The sequence below is a fragment of the Streptomyces sp. NPDC000345 genome (assembly GCF_042898825.1).
Classification (GTDB): domain Bacteria; phylum Actinomycetota; class Actinomycetes; order Streptomycetales; family Streptomycetaceae; genus Streptomyces.
In genome coordinates this window covers 26,169-45,500 of sequence record NZ_JBIAZE010000028.1, presented here as the reverse complement: position 1 = coordinate 45,500, position 19,332 = coordinate 26,169, and the positions used below count along the sequence as shown (strand labels likewise).

General features: G+C 74.4%; 11 protein-coding genes. 8 read left to right on the top strand and 3 right to left on the bottom strand.

Annotated elements, in window-relative coordinates; genetic code table 11:
- Positions 1 to 132: 132 nt before the first annotated feature.
- The 6 genes from infB to ACFY30_RS38820 all read left to right on the top strand — a co-directional run bounded on the left by infB (position 133) and on the right by ACFY30_RS38820 (position 10,332).
- Positions 133 to 3,216, top strand: a complete 3,084-nt coding sequence (infB, locus tag ACFY30_RS38845; protein ID WP_390849860.1) for a translation initiation factor IF-2 — start codon at positions 133 to 135, stop codon at positions 3,214 to 3,216.
- A gap of 363 nt (positions 3,217 to 3,579) precedes the next feature.
- The gene (locus ACFY30_RS38840; RefSeq protein WP_390849859.1) at positions 3,580 to 3,873 is read left to right on the top strand and encodes a DUF503 domain-containing protein; all 294 of its coding nucleotides are present in this window, start codon (positions 3,580 to 3,582) and stop codon (positions 3,871 to 3,873) included.
- Positions 3,874 to 3,932: 59 nt separating this feature from the next.
- Positions 3,933 to 4,382, top strand: a complete 450-nt coding sequence (rbfA, locus tag ACFY30_RS38835) for a 30S ribosome-binding factor RbfA (RefSeq protein ID WP_390662564.1) — start codon at positions 3,933 to 3,935, stop codon at positions 4,380 to 4,382.
- Complete coding sequence (truB, locus tag ACFY30_RS38830) at positions 4,379 to 5,284, top strand: tRNA pseudouridine(55) synthase TruB (protein WP_390849858.1); 906 nt, start codon at positions 4,379 to 4,381, stop codon at positions 5,282 to 5,284. Before rbfA ends, truB begins: the two co-directional genes overlap by 4 nt.
- 256 nt (positions 5,285 to 5,540) lie before the next feature.
- Positions 5,541 to 9,098: a serine protease gene (locus ACFY30_RS38825; RefSeq protein ID WP_390849857.1), complete on the top strand. Its 3,558-nt coding sequence runs from the start codon at positions 5,541 to 5,543 to the stop codon at positions 9,096 to 9,098.
- Between the two features lie 283 nt (positions 9,099 to 9,381).
- Positions 9,382 to 10,332, top strand: a complete 951-nt coding sequence (locus tag ACFY30_RS38820; RefSeq protein ID WP_390849856.1) for a bifunctional riboflavin kinase/FAD synthetase — start codon at positions 9,382 to 9,384, stop codon at positions 10,330 to 10,332.
- Between the two features lie 109 nt (positions 10,333 to 10,441).
- On the opposite strand, the gene ACFY30_RS38815 is transcribed toward ACFY30_RS38820, so the two are convergent.
- From ACFY30_RS38815 to eccE, 3 genes are all read right to left on the bottom strand, one after another.
- Positions 10,442 to 13,792, bottom strand: a complete 3,351-nt coding sequence (locus ACFY30_RS38815; protein ID WP_390849855.1) for an SCO5717 family growth-regulating ATPase — start codon at positions 13,790 to 13,792, stop codon at positions 10,442 to 10,444.
- Between the two features lie 254 nt (positions 13,793 to 14,046).
- Entirely contained in the window at positions 14,047 to 14,841 is a 795-nt protein-coding gene (locus tag ACFY30_RS38810) for a hypothetical protein (protein WP_390849854.1), read from the bottom strand.
- Positions 14,838 to 16,094, bottom strand: a complete 1,257-nt coding sequence (gene eccE, locus ACFY30_RS38805) for a type VII secretion protein EccE (RefSeq protein ID WP_390849853.1) — start codon at positions 16,092 to 16,094, stop codon at positions 14,838 to 14,840. Before eccE ends, ACFY30_RS38810 begins: the two co-directional genes overlap by 4 nt.
- 267 nt (positions 16,095 to 16,361) lie before the next feature.
- On the opposite strand from eccE, the gene eccB reads away from it, so the two are divergent.
- Together eccB and mycP are read left to right on the top strand one after the other, a co-directional pair.
- A complete protein-coding gene (gene eccB, locus ACFY30_RS38800) occupies positions 16,362 to 17,885 on the top strand; it encodes a type VII secretion protein EccB (RefSeq protein ID WP_390849852.1) in 1,524 nt (507 codons plus the stop codon).
- 77 nt (positions 17,886 to 17,962) lie between these two features.
- A complete protein-coding gene (gene mycP / locus ACFY30_RS38795; protein ID WP_390849851.1) occupies positions 17,963 to 19,207 on the top strand; it encodes a type VII secretion-associated serine protease mycosin in 1,245 nt (414 codons plus the stop codon).
- The last annotated feature ends 125 nt before the right edge of the window (positions 19,208 to 19,332 follow it).

Genomic DNA, 19,332 nt, shown 5'->3' with positions numbered 1-19,332 from the left:
ACGTCCGTGCGGCTCAGGTACCCCGCGAGTTGGAAGTAGGTCGAGATTGCGATGAGCACTCGATGAGCACGCGATGAGTACGCCCATGAAGTAGCGACGGTCCGGACGCAACCCGGACCTAAAAGGAGCGAAGTGGCTAAGGTCCGGGTATACGAACTCGCCAAGGAGTTCGGTGTGGAGAGCAAGGTCGTCATGGCCAAGCTCCAGGAACTCGGTGAATTCGTCCGTTCGGCGTCTTCGACCATCGAAGCGCCCGTAGTCCGCAAACTGACTGACGCCTTCCAGGGCGGCGGCGGCAAGTCCGCCAAGCCCGCCCCGCGCAAGGCCGCCCCCAAGCCCGGTGCGCCCTCCCCGGCGCAGGCCGCGCGTCCGGCCGCCCCGCGTCCGGCCGCCCCCCGGCCCGCTGCGCCCCAGCCGCCGGCGGCTCCCGCCGCCCCGGCTCCGGCCGCCTCGTCGGCCCCCGCGCCGGCCGCCCAGGGTCCGCGTCCGGTGCCCGGCCCCAAGCCCGCGCCGCGTCCGGCCCCCGCCGCCCCGGAGTTCACCGCTCCGCCGTCGGCTCCGGCCGCCCCGCAGGCCCCGCGTCCGGCCGCCCAGGGCCCGCGCCCCGGCGCGCCGCGCCCCGGTGCCCGTCCGGGTGGGCCCGGCCAGGGTCAGGACCGTGGCCAGGGCTCGCGTCCCGCCGCCCAGGGTCAGCGTCCCGGTGGCGCCGGTGCGCCGCGTCCGGGCGGTGCCCGTCCGGCCGGTCCGCGTCCGGGCAACAACCCCTTCACGTCCGGCGGCAACGCCGGTATGGCCCGTCCGCAGGCGCCGCGTCCGCAGGGCGCGCCGCGCCCCGGCGGCCCCGGTGCCCCCGGCGCCGGTCCCCGTCCGCAGGCGCCCGGCGGCCAGGGCGGCGGTCCCCGTCCCCAGGCTCCCGGTGGCGCGCGTCCCTCTCCGGCGGGCATGCCCCGTCCGCAGGGTGCGGGCCCCGGCGGTCCGCGTCCGGGCGGTCCGCGTCCCAACCCCGGCATGATGCCGCAGCGTCCCGCTGCCGGCCCGCGTCCCGGCGGTGGCCCCGGCGGCCGCGGTCCGGGCGGTGCGGGTCGTCCCGGCGGCGGCGGCCGTCCCGGTGGCGGCGGCTTCGCCGGCCGTCCGGCCGGTCCCGGTGGCGGTGCCCGTCCGGGTGGTGGCGGCGGTTTCGCCGGCCGTCCCGGCGGCGGTGGCCCCGGCGGCGGTGGCGGCGGCTTCGGTGGCGGCGGTGGCCGTCCCGGCTTCGGCGGTCGTCCCGGCGGTCCCGGTGGCCGTGGTGGCACGCAGGGCGCCTTCGGCCGCCCCGGCGGTCCCGCGCGTCGTGGCCGCAAGTCGAAGCGTCAGCGTCGCCAGGAGTACGAGGCCATGCAGGCCCCGTCGGTCGGCGGTGTGATGCTGCCTCGCGGCAACGGCGAGACGATCCGTCTCTCCCGCGGCGCGTCGCTCACCGACTTCGCGGAGAAGATCAACGCCAACCCGGCGTCGCTCGTCGCGGTCATGATGAACCTCGGCGAGATGGTCACCGCGACCCAGTCCGTCTCCGACGAGACCCTCCAGCTCCTCGCGGGCGAGATGAACTACGAGGTTCAGATCGTCAGCCCGGAGGAGGAGGACCGCGAGCTGCTCGAGTCCTTCGACATCGAGTTCGGCGAGGACGAGGGCGACGAGGACGACCTGGTGGTCCGTCCCCCGGTCGTCACCGTCATGGGTCACGTCGACCACGGAAAGACCCGCCTGCTCGACGCCATCCGCAAGACGAACGTCATCGCGGGCGAGGCCGGTGGCATCACCCAGCACATCGGTGCCTACCAGGTCGCGACCGAGGTCAACGACGAAGAGCGCAAGATCACCTTCATCGACACCCCGGGTCACGAGGCGTTCACCGCCATGCGTGCGCGTGGTGCGAAGTCGACGGACATCGCGATCCTGGTGGTCGCGGCGAACGACGGCGTGATGCCGCAGACCGTCGAGGCGCTCAACCACGCCAAGGCGGCCGACGTCCCGATCGTCGTCGCGGTCAACAAGATCGACGTCGAGGGCGCCGACCCGACCAAGGTGCGCGGTCAGCTGACCGAGTACGGCCTGGTGGCCGAGGAGTACGGCGGCGACACCATGTTCGTCGACATCTCCGCCAAGCAGGGTCTGCACATCGACGACCTGCTCGAGGCGGTCATCCTGACCGCCGACGCCTCGCTCGACCTGCGGGCCAACCCGAACCAGGACGCGCAGGGCATCTCGATCGAGTCCCGCCTCGACCGCGGCCGCGGTGCGGTGGCGACGGTCCTCGTCCAGCGAGGCACGCTGCGGGTCGGCGACACGATGGTCGTGGGCGACGCCTACGGCCGCGTGCGCGCCATGCTCGACGACAACGGCAACAACGTGGCCGAGGCCGGCCCGTCGACGCCGGTCCAGGTCCTGGGTCTGACCAACGTCCCGGGTGCCGGCGACAACTTCCTCGTGGTCGAGGAGGACCGTACGGCCCGCCAGATCGCCGAGAAGCGTGCGGCCCGCGAGCGCAACGCCGCCTTCGCCAAGCGCACGCGCAGGTTCTCCCTGGAGAACCTGGACGCCGCCCTGAAGGCGGGCGAGGTCCAGCAGCTGAACCTGATCATCAAGGGCGACGCGTCCGGATCGGTCGAGGCTCTGGAGTCCTCCCTCCTCCAGCTGGACGTCGGCGAAGAGGTCGACATCCGCGTCCTGCACCGCGGTGTCGGTGCGGTCACGGAGTCGGACATCGACCTGGCCATGGGCTCCGACGCCATCGTCATCGGCTTCAACGTGCGCGCGGCCGGCCGTGCGCAGCAGATGGCCGAGCGCGAGGGCGTGGACGTCCGCTACTACTCGGTCATCTACCAGGCGATCGAGGAGATCGAGGCGGCCCTGAAGGGTCTCCTCAAGCCGGAGTACGAGGAGGTCGAGCTCGGTACGGCGGAGATCCGCGAGGTCTTCAAGTCGTCCAAGCTGGGCAACATCGCCGGTGTCCTCATCCGCTCGGGCGAGGTCAAGCGCAACACCAAGGCGCGCCTCATCCGCGACGGCAAGGTGGTCGCGGAGAACCTCACCATCGAGGGCCTGCGTCGCTTCAAGGACGACGTCACCGAGATCCGCGAAGGGTTCGAGGGCGGTATCAACCTCGGCAACTTCAACGACATCAAGGTCGACGACGTCATCGCGACGTACGAGATGCGGGAGAAGCCGCGGGTGTGACACCCCGGTGTACGGGTGCCGGTCCGCGGGGACATCGTTCCCCGCGGCCCGGCACCGCGCCGTGTCCCGGGGGCTACCGCCCCCGGACCCCCGCCGTCGGCCCCGGAGGGCCTCGTCCTCGCATGCCGGACGGGCTGATTGCGTCCGGCCGGCGCCGAGGCGGCGAACCCCGGCCCCTGAGGGACCGAAGCCCCGGCGGACCCGACGTCCCTTCCCGTCCGGCCGACCCGGGCGGGTGAGGGTGCGGGCCGCGCCGAAACCCCGTCGAGCCGACCGCCGGTTCGGGGTACCGTTCTTGATGCCCCTGTCCCATACGGCCGACAGGGCCATCGATCCCGTACCGGCGGGTGAACCGGCAGATACATGTACGTGGGGACTCTGTCCTTCGACCTCCTCCTGGGCGACGTACGGTCGCTGAAGGAGAAGCGCTCCGTCGTCCGCCCCATCGTCGCCGAGCTCCAGCGCAAGTACGCGGTGAGCGCGGCCGAGGTCGACGACCAGGACCTCCACCGCAGGGCCCGGATAGGCCTCGCCGTGGTCTCCGGTGACGCGGAGCACCTGACCGACGTACTGGACCGGTGCGAACGGCTCGTCGCCGGCCGCCCGGAAGTGGAGCTGCTGTCGGTCAGACGCCGCTTCCACGGCGAAGACGACTGACCGCAGAACCGAACAGCAGCAGACAAGCAAGCGAAGCAGGAAGAACGGGAGACGGAGCAGTGGCCGACAACGCGCGCGCCAAGAGGCTGGCGGACCTCATCCGAGAGGTGGTGGCGCAGAAGCTGCAGCGCGGGATCAAGGACCCGCGGCTCGGCTCCCACGTCACCATCACGGACACCAGGGTCACCGGTGACCTGAGGGAGGCGACCGTCTTCTACACCGTGTACGGGGACGACGAGGAGCGGAAGGCAGCCGCCGCCGGCCTGGAGAGCGCCAAGGGCATCCTGCGCTCCGAGGTCGGCCGCGCCGCCGGCGTGAAGTTCACGCCCACCCTGGCCTTCGTCGCCGACGCCCTCCCGGACACCGCCCGCACCATCGACGACCTCCTGGACAAGGCGCGTGCCGCCGACGAGAAGGTCCGCGAGGCGTCCGCGGGCGCCGGGTACGCCGGCGAGGCCGACCCGTACCGCAAGCCCGGTGACGACGAGACGGACGACACCGCCGAATGAACCGCAAGACCACCGCGCCCGACGGCCTCGTCATCGTCGACAAGCCGTCGGGCTTCACCTCCCACGACGTCGTGGCCAAGATGCGGGGGATCGCCAGGACCCGCCGCGTCGGCCACGCGGGCACGCTCGACCCCATGGCCACGGGCGTCCTCGTCCTCGGCGTGGAGAAGGCGACCAAGCTCCTCGGGCACCTCGCCCTCACCGAGAAGGAGTACCTCGGCACCGTCCGCCTCGGCCAGACGACCCTGACGGACGACGCCGAGGGCGAGATCACCGCCTCCGTCGACGCCTCCCGGATCACCCGGGACGCCGTCGACGCCGGGATCGCCAAGCTCAGCGGCGACATCATGCAGGTGCCGTCCAAGGTCAGCGCCATCAAGATCGACGGTGTGCGCTCGTACAAGCGGGCCAGGGAGGGCGAGGACTTCGAGATCCCGGCCCGCCCGGTGACCGTCTCCTCCTTCGCCGTGTACGACGTCCGCGACGCCGTCGCCGAGGACGGCACGCCCGTCCTGGACCTGGTCGTCTCCGTCGTCTGCTCCTCCGGCACCTACATCCGCGCCCTCGCCCGCGACCTGGGTGCGGACCTCGGCGTCGGCGGGCACCTCACCGCCCTGCGCCGCACCCGCGTCGGGCCGTACAAGCTGGACTCGGCCAGGACGCTCGACCAGCTCCAGCAGGAGCTGAGCGTGATGCCGATCGCCGACGCCGCCGCGGCCGCCTTCCCGCGCTGGGACGTGGACGCCAAGCGGGCCCGGCTGCTCACCAACGGCGTCCGCCTGGAGATGCCCGAGGAGTACGCGGGCGCCGGCCCCGTCGCCGTCTTCGACCCGGAGGGCCGCTTCCTGGCCCTGGTGGAGGAGCAGAAGGGCAAGGCCAGGAGCCTGGCCGTGCTGAGCTGAGCCACACCTGCTCCGCTGTGCCCGTGGAGCGGCGGACACGGGGTGACACATCGCCCCGCCGCTCCACGGTCCCCCCTCGGTTCCCCCACCCCTAGGGTGTATCCAGCGCTCGCGGTTCATTCACCCGTCCGGGCAGGCGCTCGGAGTGAACCGAGGGAGCGCAGGGGGGCGCGTTCGTCCCGGTACCTGTTTTCTTGATCACCGCGCGCCTACCGTCGAGCCTGAGGACACACGGGCACGGCGGGGAGGTACCACGATGGCGGGACGGGGCCCGCGGACCGACGACGGCCACCGCGCACCCACCGGAGCGCCCGGCGCCACCCACCCCGCCCCCGGCGCTTCCCGCCGTGACGCCCCGAGCGCCCTTCCGGGCCCCGCCCACCCGGACGCCTCCCTCGTCCGCATCCGCGATCTCGCGGGACGTCCGCGCGGCACCGGCTTCGTCGCCGACCACCTCGGCACGGTCGTCACCAGCCACGAGGCCGTCGACGGCCTGCCCCGCCTCGTCCTGTACGGCGCCGGTGACCGCTGCTGCGCCGTCACCGCGGACGCGGTCACCCCGCTGCCGGAGCTGGACCTGGCCCTCGTCCGCACGCAAGGCCTCGGCCTGGACCCGCTCCCCGTCACCGTCCGGGAGCACGTCGGGACCGGTACGTACGTCCGGCTGGCCGCGGGCTGCTGGCGCGAGGCACGGGTGCTGGACGCGACGCGGGTGACGTACCCGGCCCCGGGCCGCCCCCACCTCGTCGACGGCGCCCTGGAGCTGGCGATCGGCACGGCCGGCCGGGACGCGCTGCGGGCGGGCGGCGGCGCGGCCGGGGGACCGGTGCTCGACGCCGGGACCGGTGCCGTCGTCGCCGTCCTGGGCACCGCCCTCCGGTCCGGCGACCGCGACGCCGCCTTCGCCGTACCCTTGCGTCCCGCCGCCGCGGGACCGCTGGCCGGCCTGCTCGCCCGCAACGCGGCGACCGTCCCCGCCTACGGCGCCGACCTCAATCTCGCGGGCGTCCTGGAACTCACCGCGGCCGCGGTGAGCGCGGACGGCCCGCCCGGCGCCCTCTCCGGATTCCCTGGCGGACCCGGCGCCGGAGCCGTGGCACCGGTCGAACGCGCGCACACAGCAAGGGAGTTCGCCGCCTTCCTCACCGGCCCGGCGGCCGTGCTCGGCCTCGTCGGCGCACCGGGCAGCGGCCGTACGACGGAACTCGCGGCCCTCGCCGCCCGCCGCGGCCGGGGCCCGGAACCCGCCCCCACCCTGTGGCTGCGCGGCGCCGATCTGAGGGACGAGGACGACTCGGTCGCCGACGCGGCCCGCCGCGCGCTGACCCGGGCGGCCCGCATCGTGGCGGCCTCGGCCGGAGTGAGCCCCGCCGCCCTCGGCGACCTCGGCCCCGACCGCGTGGCCCGCCTCGCGCACGCCGCCGGCCGCCCGCTGCTCCTGCTGCTCGACGGCCCCGAGGAGATGCCGCCCGCCCTCGCCCACCGCACGGCCGACTGGACCGAAAGCACGGCGCGTTGGCTGCGGGAGACGGGGGCGCGGCTGACGGTGGCGTGCCGGGCCGAGTACTGGGAGGAGGTGGGCACCGGATTCCCGCCCGAGATGCTGCACGACGGCCGGGAACCCGGCGAGGGGACCCCGCCCGGTGCGCTCCCGCCCTGCGTCCCGCTCGGCGACCTGACCCCGCAGGAGGCTCGCGAGGCCCGCGCCCGGCACGCCGTTCCCGGCACCGCGCTCACCGGCCCCGACGCCCGGCACCCCCTCACCCTGCGGCTCCTCTCCGAGATCCGCGCCATCCAGCCCGCCGCCCTGCCCGCCGCCCCCGCGGCCGCCCCGGTCGACCGCGACGACGTCCTCTCCGCCCACCTCGACCTGATGTGCCTGCGGGTCGCGGTCCGTCTCGCCGCCGAGAACGGCCTGCGCGGCCCGGCCGTGCGCCGGCTCGCGGCCAGGGTCTCCGGCCAGGTGCACGAGGCCGCCCGCCGCAGTCTCGGGCCGGGACAGGGCGAACTGGACCGGGCGTCGTTCGAGGCGCTGTTCCCCCGGGGCCCGGCGCCCGCCCGCCTCGGCGGCGGCACCGGCTGGGCGTCCGCCGTCCTCACCGAAGGACTCCTGGTGCCCGCCGGCAGCGGCTACCGCTTCGCCCACGAGGAACTCGCCGACTGGATCCAGGGCGTCCACCTCGACCTGGACGGCGCCCTGCGCGCCCTGGTCCACCGGCACACCCCCGAAGGCGACCACCCGCTCCCCGTCCCGCACCACCGCATCGGCCCCGTCGTCCAGGCCCTGCTCCACCTCGCCCGCCGGCAGGGCACGGCCCACCTCCTCGTCCGGCTGGAGGAGCTGACCCGGGCCCTGGAGGCCGACCCCTCCTCCTGGTGGGCCGCCCGGCTGCTCGCCGAGACCCTGCCGCGCGTCCCGGACGCGACCCCGTACGCCGGAGTGCTGCGCCCGCTGGCCGACCTGATCGCGGCGGGAGGTGAACGGGCGGCCCGGCGCCCCGAGTTCGGACCCGGCTTCTGGACCCGGCTCGCCCTCCCGCCCGAGCTCCGCCTGGACCTGCTGCGCCGGCTGGTCCTCGCCGACGGGCCGCCGGGCGACCTCGGCGCACCCCGTCATCTCGACGCCGTCGCCCGTCTCCTCGCCGCCGACGCCACCGCCGTACAGCCGTGTCTCACCCGCTGGTTCGACGACGAGCGGCCGCTGCCGGCGGCCCCGCACGCCACCGTGGCGACGGCCGCACAGGCACTGCTGCACACGCACCGGCACCGGGCGCCGGACGACCTCACCGACGTCCTCGTCGGCTGCGGACACCGCCGGGCGGACGAACTGCTCGCCGTGCTGGCGGAGGACGAGCCGTCCGCGCTGTGCCGGGCCGTCGACCGGTGGGCGCACGACGAGCGGCCCGCCCGGCGGGCCTCGGCGGTGACGTACGGTCTGCGCGCCGCGCCCCATGTGACGACCGAGACCGACCGGGCGCTGCTGCGCCACGCCGCGCTCGCCCTGCTCGCCCGCCCCGCCGACTCGCCCCTGCACGGCGGCGCGCTCGCCCTCCTCGTCCACGACCCCGGGAGCCGGGCCCGCCACCTGCCCCGTGCGCTGGAGCGGTTCGCGGCACGCGATCCGCACCTGCCGCCCACGGCGCTGTTCACCGCGCTCGCCACGCACCCCGAGCCGGTCCTGGACGCCGTCCGGGCCCGGCTGGGCGGCCCCCGGGAGTCCGGGGCGGACGGCATCCTGCGCGCGCTCGCCGATGCCACCCCGCCCGGACTCGCCCATCGGGTCGCCGCTCTCGTGCGGGAGGCGGTGGCACGGAGGCCGGAGACCGCCGGGCACATGGCCGCGTACGTCGACCGGCGCCTGGACCGGGGCCCGGCCGTCCGTGCCGTGCTCTTTCCACTGGTCGCGGGCCTGCTCGACAGCAGCGGCCCCGAGCAGGTGCGGGCCGCGCTGGCTGTCGTGCTGCTCGCCCCCGGCACCCCTGAGTCGCGTCCGCTCCGGCGCGAACTGCTGGATTTCCTGCTGGCGCAGGAGCAGGCGCCCGCCGTTCTGGACGCGGTGCTGCACGCGGTCCCACAGCGCGGCGGAGCGGAGCTGCGCGCGCTCGTCCACCGCACCGGGCGGCTCATGACCCGCACCCCCGACGGCGCCACCCGCTTCGACCGCGGCCTGGTCGAGCTGGGACGGCACGTCCCGGGCTTCGCCGCGCAGGTGGCCGGCTGGCTCACCGAGGCGCCGGAGGACTGGGCCGCGGTGATCGGCCCCGGGACACGCCGCATGCTGGAGGGCCTCCCGGGGGTGCGGGTGCCCGCATGACCCGCGGAGGCGCCCGGGCCTGCGCAGGCGCCCGGGGACCCGGACGCACCCGGCTCGGAGCATGGGCCCGTGCACGGGGATGCGCCCGGGTCCGAGCATGTGCCCCCGCACACGGATACGCCCGGGTCCGAGCACGCGCCCGGGGCCGTGGATTCCCCTCCGGCGCACGTGGGCCGAGTCACAGCCTCCATGCCGATGCGGGCAGGAAGCACCCGGCATGGCACCCTTAGACCTGCGCAAGAGGCAACGAAACATACGGACACGGGTTCGAGGAGCGGTCACAGTGCAGCGCTGGCGTGGCTTGGAGGACATCCCCGAGGACTGGGGACGCAGCGTCGTCACCATCGGCTCTTACGACGGGGTCCACCGCGGGCACCAGCTGATCATCCGGCACGCCGTGGACCGCGCCCGAGAGCTGGGCGTCCCCTCCGTCGTCGTCACGTTCGACCCCCACCCGAGCGAGGTCGTCCGCCCCGGCAGCCACCCGCCGCTGCTCGCCCCGCACCACCGCCGCGCCGAGCTGATGACCGAGCTGGGCGTCGACGCGGTTCTGATCCTCCCCTTCACGACCGAGTTCTCGAAGCTGTCCCCGGCCGAGTTCGTCGTGAAGGTCCTGGTCGACAAGCTGCACGCCAAGGCCGTCGTCGAGGGCCCGAACTTCCGCTTCGGCCACAGGGCCGCCGGGAACGTCGAGTTCCTCGCCGAGCAGGGCAAGGTCTACGACTTCGAGGTCGAGGTCGTCGACCTGTTCGTGTGCGGGGAGGCAGGGGGCGGCGAGCCGTTCTCCTCGACCCTCACCCGGCGCCTGGTCGCCGAGGGCGACGTCGCGGGCGCGGCGGAGATCCTGGGCCGGCCGCACCGCGTGGAGGGCGTCGTGGTGCGCGGCGCCCAGCGGGGCCGCGAGCTCGGCTTCCCGACCGCCAACGTCGAGACGCTGCCGCACACCGCGATCCCGGCCGACGGCGTCTACGCGGGCTGGCTGCACGCGGGCGGCGAGGCGATGCCCGCCGCGATCTCGGTCGGCACCAACCCGCAGTTCGACGGCACCGAGCGCACGGTCGAGGCGTACGCCATCGACCGCGTCGGCCTCGACCTGTACGGCCTGCACGTCGCCGTGGACTTCCTCGCCTTCGTGCGCGGCCAGGCGAAGTTCGAGTCGCTGGAGGGGCTGCTGGAGCAGATGGGCCGGGACGTGAAGCGCTGCCGCGAGCTGGTGAGCGCGGCGTCGGAGTAGCCGACGACGGCTCCGTGAACGGCCGAAGGGCGGCCGGTGTCCTCGGACACCGGCCGCCCTTCGTTCATGGCCGCACGCGCACGGCCGCGGGGCCGCTCCGCCGTCGCCGTTACTGCTGCGGGGGCGGCGGGGGCGGTGCCTCGCCGCCGTCCTGCTGCGGCGGGACGGGGGCCTGCGGCGGCTGCGGGTAGCCGTAGCCCGCCGGCGGCTGGGGCGGCTGGGGGTAGCCGTAACCGGCCGGCGGCTGGGGCTGGCCGGGCTGCGGCGGGTACGGCTCATGCTGCCCCGGCTGCCGGCCCTGCGGCGGGTACGGCTGTCCCGGCTGCGGTGCCTGGGGGTGCTGCGGTGCCTGGGGGTGCTGCGGTCCGCCGTACGGCTGTCCTGCCTGCGGCGGATAAGGCTGTTGCGGCTGCGGCGGATACGGCTGGCCCGGGGGCTGACCCTGGTAGGGCTGACCGGGATACGGCTGACCCGGCCCCGGCTGGCCGGGATGGGGCTGACCAGGTCCGGGCCGGCCGGGATAGGCCTGATCGGGATAGGCCTGACCGGGATACGGCTGACCGGGTCCGGGCTGGCCCGGCATCTGCTGGCCCGGCATCGGCGGGGCCGCGACCGGCGGCGGGTTGCCGTCGCTGGTCCACAGGCCGTGCATCTGCTGATGGCGGACGAAGTCCTCCGCGACCATCGCCGCCAGGTTGAAGTACGCCTCCCGCACCTTCGGCCGCATCATGTCGAGGTCGACCTCGGCACCGGCGGCGAGATGCTCGTCGAAGGGCACGACGACCACACCGCGGCACCGCGTCTCGAAGTGCGACACGATGTCCTCGACCTTGATCATCTTGCCGGTCTCGCGCACCCCGGAGATGACGGTGATGGACCGCGAGACCAGCTCGGCGTACCCGTGCGCGGACAGCCAGTCCAGCGTCGTACTGGCGCTGCTCGCACCGTCGACCGACGGCGTCGAGATGATGATGAGCTGGTCGGCGAGGTCCAGCACCCCGCGCATCGCGCTGTAGAGCAGGCCCGTGCCCGAGTCGGTGAGGATGACCGGGTACTGCTTGCCGAGCACGTCGATCGCGCGCCGGTAGTCCTCGTCGTTGAAGGTCGTGGAGACCGCCGGGTCGACGTCGTTGGCGATGATCTCCAGGCCGGACGGGGCCTGGGAGGTGAACCGCCGGATGTCCATGTACGAGTTGAGGTACGGGATCGCCTGGACGAGGTCACGGATGGTGGCCCCGGTCTCGCGGCGCACCCGGCGGCCGAGCGTACCGGCGTCCGGGTTGGCGTCGATCGCGAGGATCTTGTCCTGGCGCTCGATGGCGAGGGTGGAGCCGAGCGCGGTGGTCGTCGTGGTCTTGCCCACGCCGCCCTTGAGACTGATGACCGCGATCCGGTAGCAGGACAGCACCGGCGTGCGGATCAGCTCCAGCTTGCGCTGCCGCTCGGCCTCCTCCTTCTTCCCGCCGAGCTTGAAGCGGGAGGAGGAGGCGGTGGGCCGGCCGCTCTTCGCCTTCTGCTTCTTGTTGTTGAGCAGCCGGTCCGAGGACAGCTCCACGGCCGCCGTGTAACCCAGCGGCGCGGCACCGGGGTTGACCGGCTGCCGCTGGTCGTGCTGGATCGCCTGCGGCCAGGCGGCACCGGCCCGGGGATCGACGGGCTGCTGCGGGGCGTGCGGGGCGTGCGGGACCTGCGGGGCGTGTCCGGCCTGAGCGGCGTCCGGGGCGGGCGCCGGGGCGGGACCGGGCGCCTGGGGCCCGTGCGGGGCGGCTCCGTGCGGCGGCTGCCCCGGGAAGCCCTGCGGAACTCCCTGGGCGTCCGCCACCGGGCCCGGCTGCGGCTGCTGCGGCTGCTGCGGTGCCTGCGGGGCGGGGGGCTGCGGGAAGCCGTAAGCGCCGGGCGTGTTGGGCGCGGGGGGCTGGGGGAAGCCGTACCCACCCTGGGCGTGGGTCGCGGGCGGCTGCGGGAAGCCGTACCCGCCCTGGGCGTCGGGAGCCGGGGGCTGCGGGAATCCGTAGCCCGGCTGGGGAGCGGCGGGCGGCTGCGGTGCCGGTTCCGGTGTGGGTGCGGGTGCCGGGGCGGCAGCCGGGGGCTGCGGGAAGCCGTACGCGGGCTGCGGCGGAGCCGGGGATGCCTCGGGGCCCGGTGCGTGGGGTGCCGTCTGCGGCGCGACGGGCGGCTGCTGGGCTGCCGCAGGGTCGGCCGGCTGCGGCTGCGGCTGGGGCAGCGGCTGGGGCTGGGCCGGCCACTCGGCCGCCGGTGCGGGGGCCGCGGGCTCGTACGACGGCGGCAGCGGCGGCAGCCCGCCCTGCGGGACCGGCGGCGGAGCCCATGCGGGCGGCGCGGCGGCGACCGGGGGCTGGGTCGTCCCGTCCTGCGACTCGGCGGTGTCCGACGACTCGGCGGTCTCCGACGATTCGGTGGTGTCCGTGGACTCGGCGGTGTCCGAGGACTCGGGTGCGTCGGCGGAGTCGTGCTGAGCCGCCGGGTCCTCCGCGGGGGTGCCCTCGGACTCGGGGTCCGTCGGGACGTCGGCGTCCTGAGCCGCCGCCTCGCCGGAGGCGTCCGCCTCGGCCTCGGCGGCACCGTCGTCGGCCGAACCGTCGGGGGAGGCCGTGGCCTCGGCGGCCCCGTCGGTCTCCTCCTGCGCGACCGCGGCGTCCTCATCGGCCGGCTGCCCGTCGGTCTCCGCGCCCTCGGCCTCCGCCGGGCCGGTCTGTTCCGCGATCTGCCGCTTGAGGGCGACCGGTGAGAAGCGCATGGTGGCGCCGCTCTCCAGGTCCCCGCTCACGGGCCGACCCTGCTCGGCGGCCGGGGCCGGCACAGCGGCCGGGTTCGGCGCGGCGGCCGGAGCCGGTGACTCGGCCTGCGGCGGCTGAGGCTGCTGCGGCTGGAACCCGCCGTTCACCGGAAGCCCGGGCACGGCGACGGGCTCCCCCGTGGGAGGCGCGAACGGCGCGGGCGGCGCGGGAGGGGGAGCGAACGGCGCGGGAGCGGCCGGCGGCGTGGCGTGGGGAGCGACGGGCGGTGCGTACGGCGCCGCGGGCACGGCGTTCGCGGGCGCCGCGGTGGCCGGAAACCCGGGCATACCCGGCCCACCCGGCACACCCGGCGGAGCCGGAACGTGCGGAGCGGGAGCGGGAGCGGGAGCCGGTGGCGGAACGGGAGCCGGAGCCTGAGGGGTCGGAGCCGCCGGAGCCTGAGGGTTCGGAATCTGAGGGTTCGGAATCTGAGGGTCGGGAACCGGAGCCGGAACGGGAGCCGGTGGTCCCGGCGGAGGTGCCGCACCCGTGTCCCCTCCCGCACCCGCCGCCGGACCCCCGCCCGCGTTCTGCGTGTACCAAGCGGGCGGCGCGTAGTCGATGGTGAACTCACCCGTCATCTCGATGGCGGATTCCGCGTCGGGCTGGTCATCGCCGGGTGTGGCCCAGCCCCCGCGCGTCCCGTCCCGATCGCTGCTCACAATTCCTCCTGGTGTGGTCGAGCACCCTCATGCACGCCTGTGCCGTGCCGGGGCGCGACCATGTCTCGTCGTACGCAGTGGTTTCGAGGCCGTCCGAGGTCGTCCGACACACCGGCCCTCCCCGGGGACGTCGACACCCACCCCATGGTTTCCGGCACCGCGCCCCACACCAGCCTAATCATCAGATGCCCCGCCCCGGCAGGCCCGCCCACTCTCAGAAGCCGACAAAGGCTGTGAAAGGCTCCGCTGCCCGGTCAGTCCATGCGCCGAGGCGTGCCCAGCAGCCCGATCTCCGCGTCCGTCGGCTGCGTCATCACATACTGCCGGTCGCGGTCGGCGCACCACAGCGTGAAGCCGTCCACCAGCGTGGGCAGTGCCTCCACGTGCTCCCGGGGCAGCGTCAACGCACGGCCCACCTCGGCGGCTTCGTCGGGCGAGATCCGCTGCACACCGACCAGCCGGGCCTGCCGTATCAGGCGCGGCGCGACCGGGCTGAGGTACGGCAGCAGGGTCAGCACGGACTGCCAGGGACCGGAAGCGACCCGTCCGCGCGGCGGCCGCATCCCGCAGTCCCGCACCACCAGCACCGGAGTACCCGCCGAGGCACCCTGCGGGGGCACCCGGCCGACCTCGTACACCGCGAGCCCGTTCTGCCCGCCGCCCATCGCGTGCACCATCTGCACCCAGGCCTGCGGCCGTCCCGTCTCCACGGCCACCCGCGCCCCGGTCGCCGCCGCTCTGAGGGCGAGGACCTGCGCGGTCCACAAACCGCCGATGAGGACGACGTCGTACGGCGTCGGCCGGTTGAACCCGAGCACGGCCGGCCGCCCCTCGGTGTCGACCCCGACGACGACCCCGTCGTCCCCGATGGGCAGGGCGAGGGCGTCCAGTTGGTCCGCCGGCAGGACATGCCGTCCGTTGCGGGGGCCCAGCAGGCCGAACCCGGTGGCCAGTAGGGAGCGGGCCCGCCGGGGCGCCGCGGGCCGCACGCCCCGCGGGGCGCCGGGTGCCCCCGGACCGGTGGCCGTCTGGGGAATGGAGGACGTCACCGGGCACCTCCTAGGGGCAGCGTGGCGAGTACGCCGGGCAACTGCTCACGGTCGAGGCGGGCGAGTCCGGCGCCCGCATGCCGGGCGGCACCCTCCAACGCGCGCCGCGCCGCGGTGAGTTCGTCGGCGCCCCGCCCGGTCACCCGCAGATGGCCGCTGAGCGAGACCTCGTTGCGCTCCGCACGCGTGAGCGTGAGGCTGAAGGTGGTGGCGAGCGCCGGTATCGCGGTGACCAGCGCGAGGAACTGCGGCAGCGAGGGCGCCCTCAGCCCGCCCAGCTGAGGCCAGCGGCGGATCCAGTACACGGTGTGCCGCCGGTTGTCGCAGCGCCAGCTGCGGCCCGACTCCTCGGTGCGGCGGTCCAGCGTGCCGGCTCGCCCGGCCTCGGCCGTCACCAGCGGGTTGGCGCAGGCGGACGTGGCGATGGCGGAGACCAACTCCTCCTCGTTGAGCACGGTCGACCGGAAGCCCGCACCGGTGAGCCGGCTCGCCAGGTGGTCCGCGACCCGTACGACGCACTTCTGCGTCCCGACCAACCCGCCGCCGCGCGCCTGCACCGCCTCCGGGCACAGCTCGGGATCCAGCTTCAGGGCGATCCAGGTGATGCGCACCGCCGGAGCACCCGTCTGCTCCTGCAGCGGCGCGTAGTTGGCGACGGCGACGGACTGCTGGGGCAGGTGCAGCGCGGGCGCGGGCTGGGTGTGCTGGACGATCTGCGCCGACTCCAGCCGGATGCCGTCCACGTCCAGGGCGTCGCGGACCAGACCGAGCGGCAACGGGTGCCGGTCGCGCTGGGCGCGCAGCGCGGTGGCGTCGGCCTCCACCTGGAGAACGGCGGTGACGAACGTCCCGTCCCCGATGAGCCCGACCGGACGGCGGTCACGGGGGCCGAACGCGTAGGTGCGCAGGCTGGGATCGCATTCCACAGCCGGCGCCAGTCCCGGCTCGGTGCCCTCGGGCAGCGTGAGCCGCGCGGCCCGACGCTGCCGGGCCTTGAGCGCCCGTGCGGTGGCGAGCCACTCCGGCAGGGAACGGCCCCGCCGGCGGACGAAGGCGAGCGCCACCAGCAGCACGGCGACCACGGCCGAGGGAATCAGCGCGACCGGGTCGATCACCCAGCCGACCAGCAGCACGGCGCCGGCGAGCTCGAGCAGCACGAGCCGTTGCAGCCGGAACGAGCCGCCCTGTCCGCGACGCGTCCTGAGGTGGAGTGCGCCGCCCTCCCGCGTCGGGGCGCCCGAATCCGGCCGCATCGGCGCCGGTTCCCCCGCAGACGCCGGGGAGATTCCTGTCCGCACCCGCCCACGCGATCGGGCCCGCGTTGCGGAAGCCATCACGCCATCCCCCCGTTTTGCTCACAACCTGCTGGAAATTCCGCGCCACACAGGGCTCTTGAAGCCCACGTACCCTACCCGCTCCACAAGTCCCCGCGGATACCAGGCATAGTAGGGGGCCGGTCTGACATCGGGCGGCGGGGGACTCGGGCCCGCCGGGTGGGGCACGGGGAGACACACGCACTCATGGCATCACGGCGGGACGAACTCAACGCCTACACGTTCGCGAAGCGTCGCACTCTGGCGGCCTTCCTCCAGCCTTCGCCCTCGGGATCGGAGGAGGGTGCGCCCAAACCCCTCCGGGCCGTCGTGCCCAGCATGATCGCCGGCGCGCTGACCCTGGCGGCCTTCGGGGCCTGGGGCATGTTCCAGCCCACGGCGCCGAAGGGCTGGGACGAGCCCGGCACCCGGGTGATCGTGGGCAAGCAGTCCACGACCCGGTACGTCGTCCTCAAGACCGGCAAGACCACGCGACTGCACCCTGTTCTGAACCTGGCCTCCGCCCGGCTGCTGATGAAGGACGCCAACTACCAGGTCATCCAGGTCGCCGACGCGATCCTGGACTCCGGCGACCTGCCGCGCGGCCCGATCCTCGGTATCCCGTACGCCCCCGACCGTCTGCCCTCCGCGGACGAGGCCGGAAAGGCCAAGCGCTGGGCCGTCTGCGAGCAGCCCGGCGGCAAGGGCGACACCGTGCAGGAGGCGACGTTCGTCCTCGCCCAGCGGGATGCCGGCAGGACCGAGGGCTCCCAGCGCCTGTCCGGCGGCGACGTGCTCTACGTGCAGACCCGCGCCGGCGACCGCTATCTGGTCGACGCGAAGGGCACCTCGTACGCCGTCACGGGCACCGAGTCCGACGCGCTCACCACCGCGCTCGTGGGCTCCCGCAAGCCGCAGCTGGTCACGAAGGAGTGGCTCGCCACCCTCCACCAGGGCACGCCCGTCAGCTTCCCCCGGCTTCCCGCGAGCGTCGGCCGGGCGGCCGGGGTGCGGGGCAACCTCTCGGAGGACGAGAACAGGGTCGGCATGGTCCTCAAGACCGAGACCGGCGAAGGCACGCAGTACTTCGTGGTCGTACCGGGCGCGGTGCAGCCGATCACCGAGTTCACCGCCTGGCTCCTCATCAACTCGCCGCAGACGGCCGTACTGAACATGAACGGCGAGGCGCGCACCGTGGGTCTGCAGGACTTCACCGCCGACACCGGTTCCTTCGACGGCCAGCCGGCCAAGTGGCCCGCGCAGCGGGCCCGCCAGGTCAACTCGGCCACCACGGGCTCCGGACGCGACACCGTGTGCAGTGTCCTGCGGGACGTCGACGACGAGAACACCACGACCCTCACCACCTGGGCGGGCACCGAGTACCCCGCCGCCATCACCGCCGACGGCACCAGCACGTACGTCACACCGGGAACCGGTCTGCTGTACACCCAGTCGCAGGGCACCGAGTCCGGCGCCGGCTCGCTGTTCCTCGTCACCGACACCGGCCTGCGTTACGCGGTGCAGGCCAACGGGGACAGCGACAGCGACAAGTCGGACATCGGGGCCGACGGCAAGACGACCTCCGACGGCAGCCCCGAGCCCAGCGAGGCCCAGGTCAAGCTCGGCTACGAGAACGTCAGGCCCGCGAAGGTGCCCCTCGTCTGGTCGGAGTTCCTGGCGAAGGGACCCCGTCTGGACACCAACAGCGCCCGGCAGCCGCAGGGTTCGTGACCCGGCTGACGGCTCCGCGCCCGCTCGCAGACCCGCAGACCTCGTGACCCACGGACAAGGACAGGAGCGACGTACCCGTGTCGCCTTCGAAGACGGCCCTGCTGGCCGCCGCCGCGGTGCTGACCGCGCTGGGCGCCTGCCCGTCCGCCGCGCCGGCGATCTCCGTGCCGGAGGAACCGCGTGTGGACGTACGGCTCGACGGCAGCGGCACCTGCACCTTCCCCGCCGACCCGATCAAGGGCCGGCCCTGGTCGCTGCAGAGGGTCCTGCTCGACGAGCTCTGGCAGGGCACCGACAAGGGCAAGGGCGTCCGGGTAGCGGTCATCGACACCGGCGTCGACGACAAGAACCCACAGCTCACCTCGGCGGTCGACAGGGCGGCCGGACGTGACTACCTCACCAAGGGCAAGGGTGCCGATCCCACGAACGACGAGGTCGGGCACGGCACCAAGGTGGCGGGCATCATCGCGGCCCGGACCGACAACGACACCGGCTTCGTGGGCCTCGCCCCTAACGCGACGATCATCCCGATCCGCCAGAACGACGCCGACAACAGCGGCGACTCGGACACGATGGCCGACGCCATCACCTACGCCGTCGGCCGGGGCGCCGACGTCATCAACATCTCCCAGGACACCACGAAGCCGCTCTCGGCGACCTCCGCGCTGGCGGAGGCGGTCCGCAGGGCGATAGCCGAGCGGGTGGTGATCGTCGCTTCGGCGGGCAACGACGGCCTGGACGGCGAGGTGAAGGACACTTACCCGGCGGCCTTCCCCGGCGTCCTCGCCGTGGCCTCCTCCGACCGCAACAACGAGCGCGCCTCGTTCTCCCAGTCGGGCACCTTCGTCGGTGTGGCCGCGCCCGGCGTCGACATCGTCTCCACGGTCCCCGGCGGCGGCCAGTGCACGGACAACGGCACCAGTTTCTCCGCGCCCTTCGTCGCCGGAGTGGCGGCCCTCCTCAAGGAGAAGCACCCCGACTGGACCACCGCCCAGATCGTCACCCAGATCGAGCAGACGGCCGAGCGCTCGATCAACGGCCACGACAACTACGTGGGGTGGGGCGTGGTGGACCCCGTGCGCGCCGTCCAGGACTCCGACGTGGCCGATCCCGCGTCCTCTCCCACTCCCGACCCCGGCCCCAGCCGGGCCTCCGCTCCGGACGTCGCCCCGTTCTCCCTCGCGGAGACAGCCGAGGAACGCGACGAGAGGTACGCCACGTACGCCCTGGGCATCACCGTGACACTGATCGCCGTCATCGCCGGCACGGCCATCGCGGCCAGGGACCTGCGGCGACGGCGCGGCAAGGGTCTCTCGGCATGAGCGGCGGCGAACTCCCCGGAGAACCCTTTGCAGTTGGAAGCACCAGGGCGAGTGACTAGAGTGTCCGGTGGTATCACATGAGTGATACGCACGGGGGCGGTGCGACGCTGCGACCGCGCGGCGCG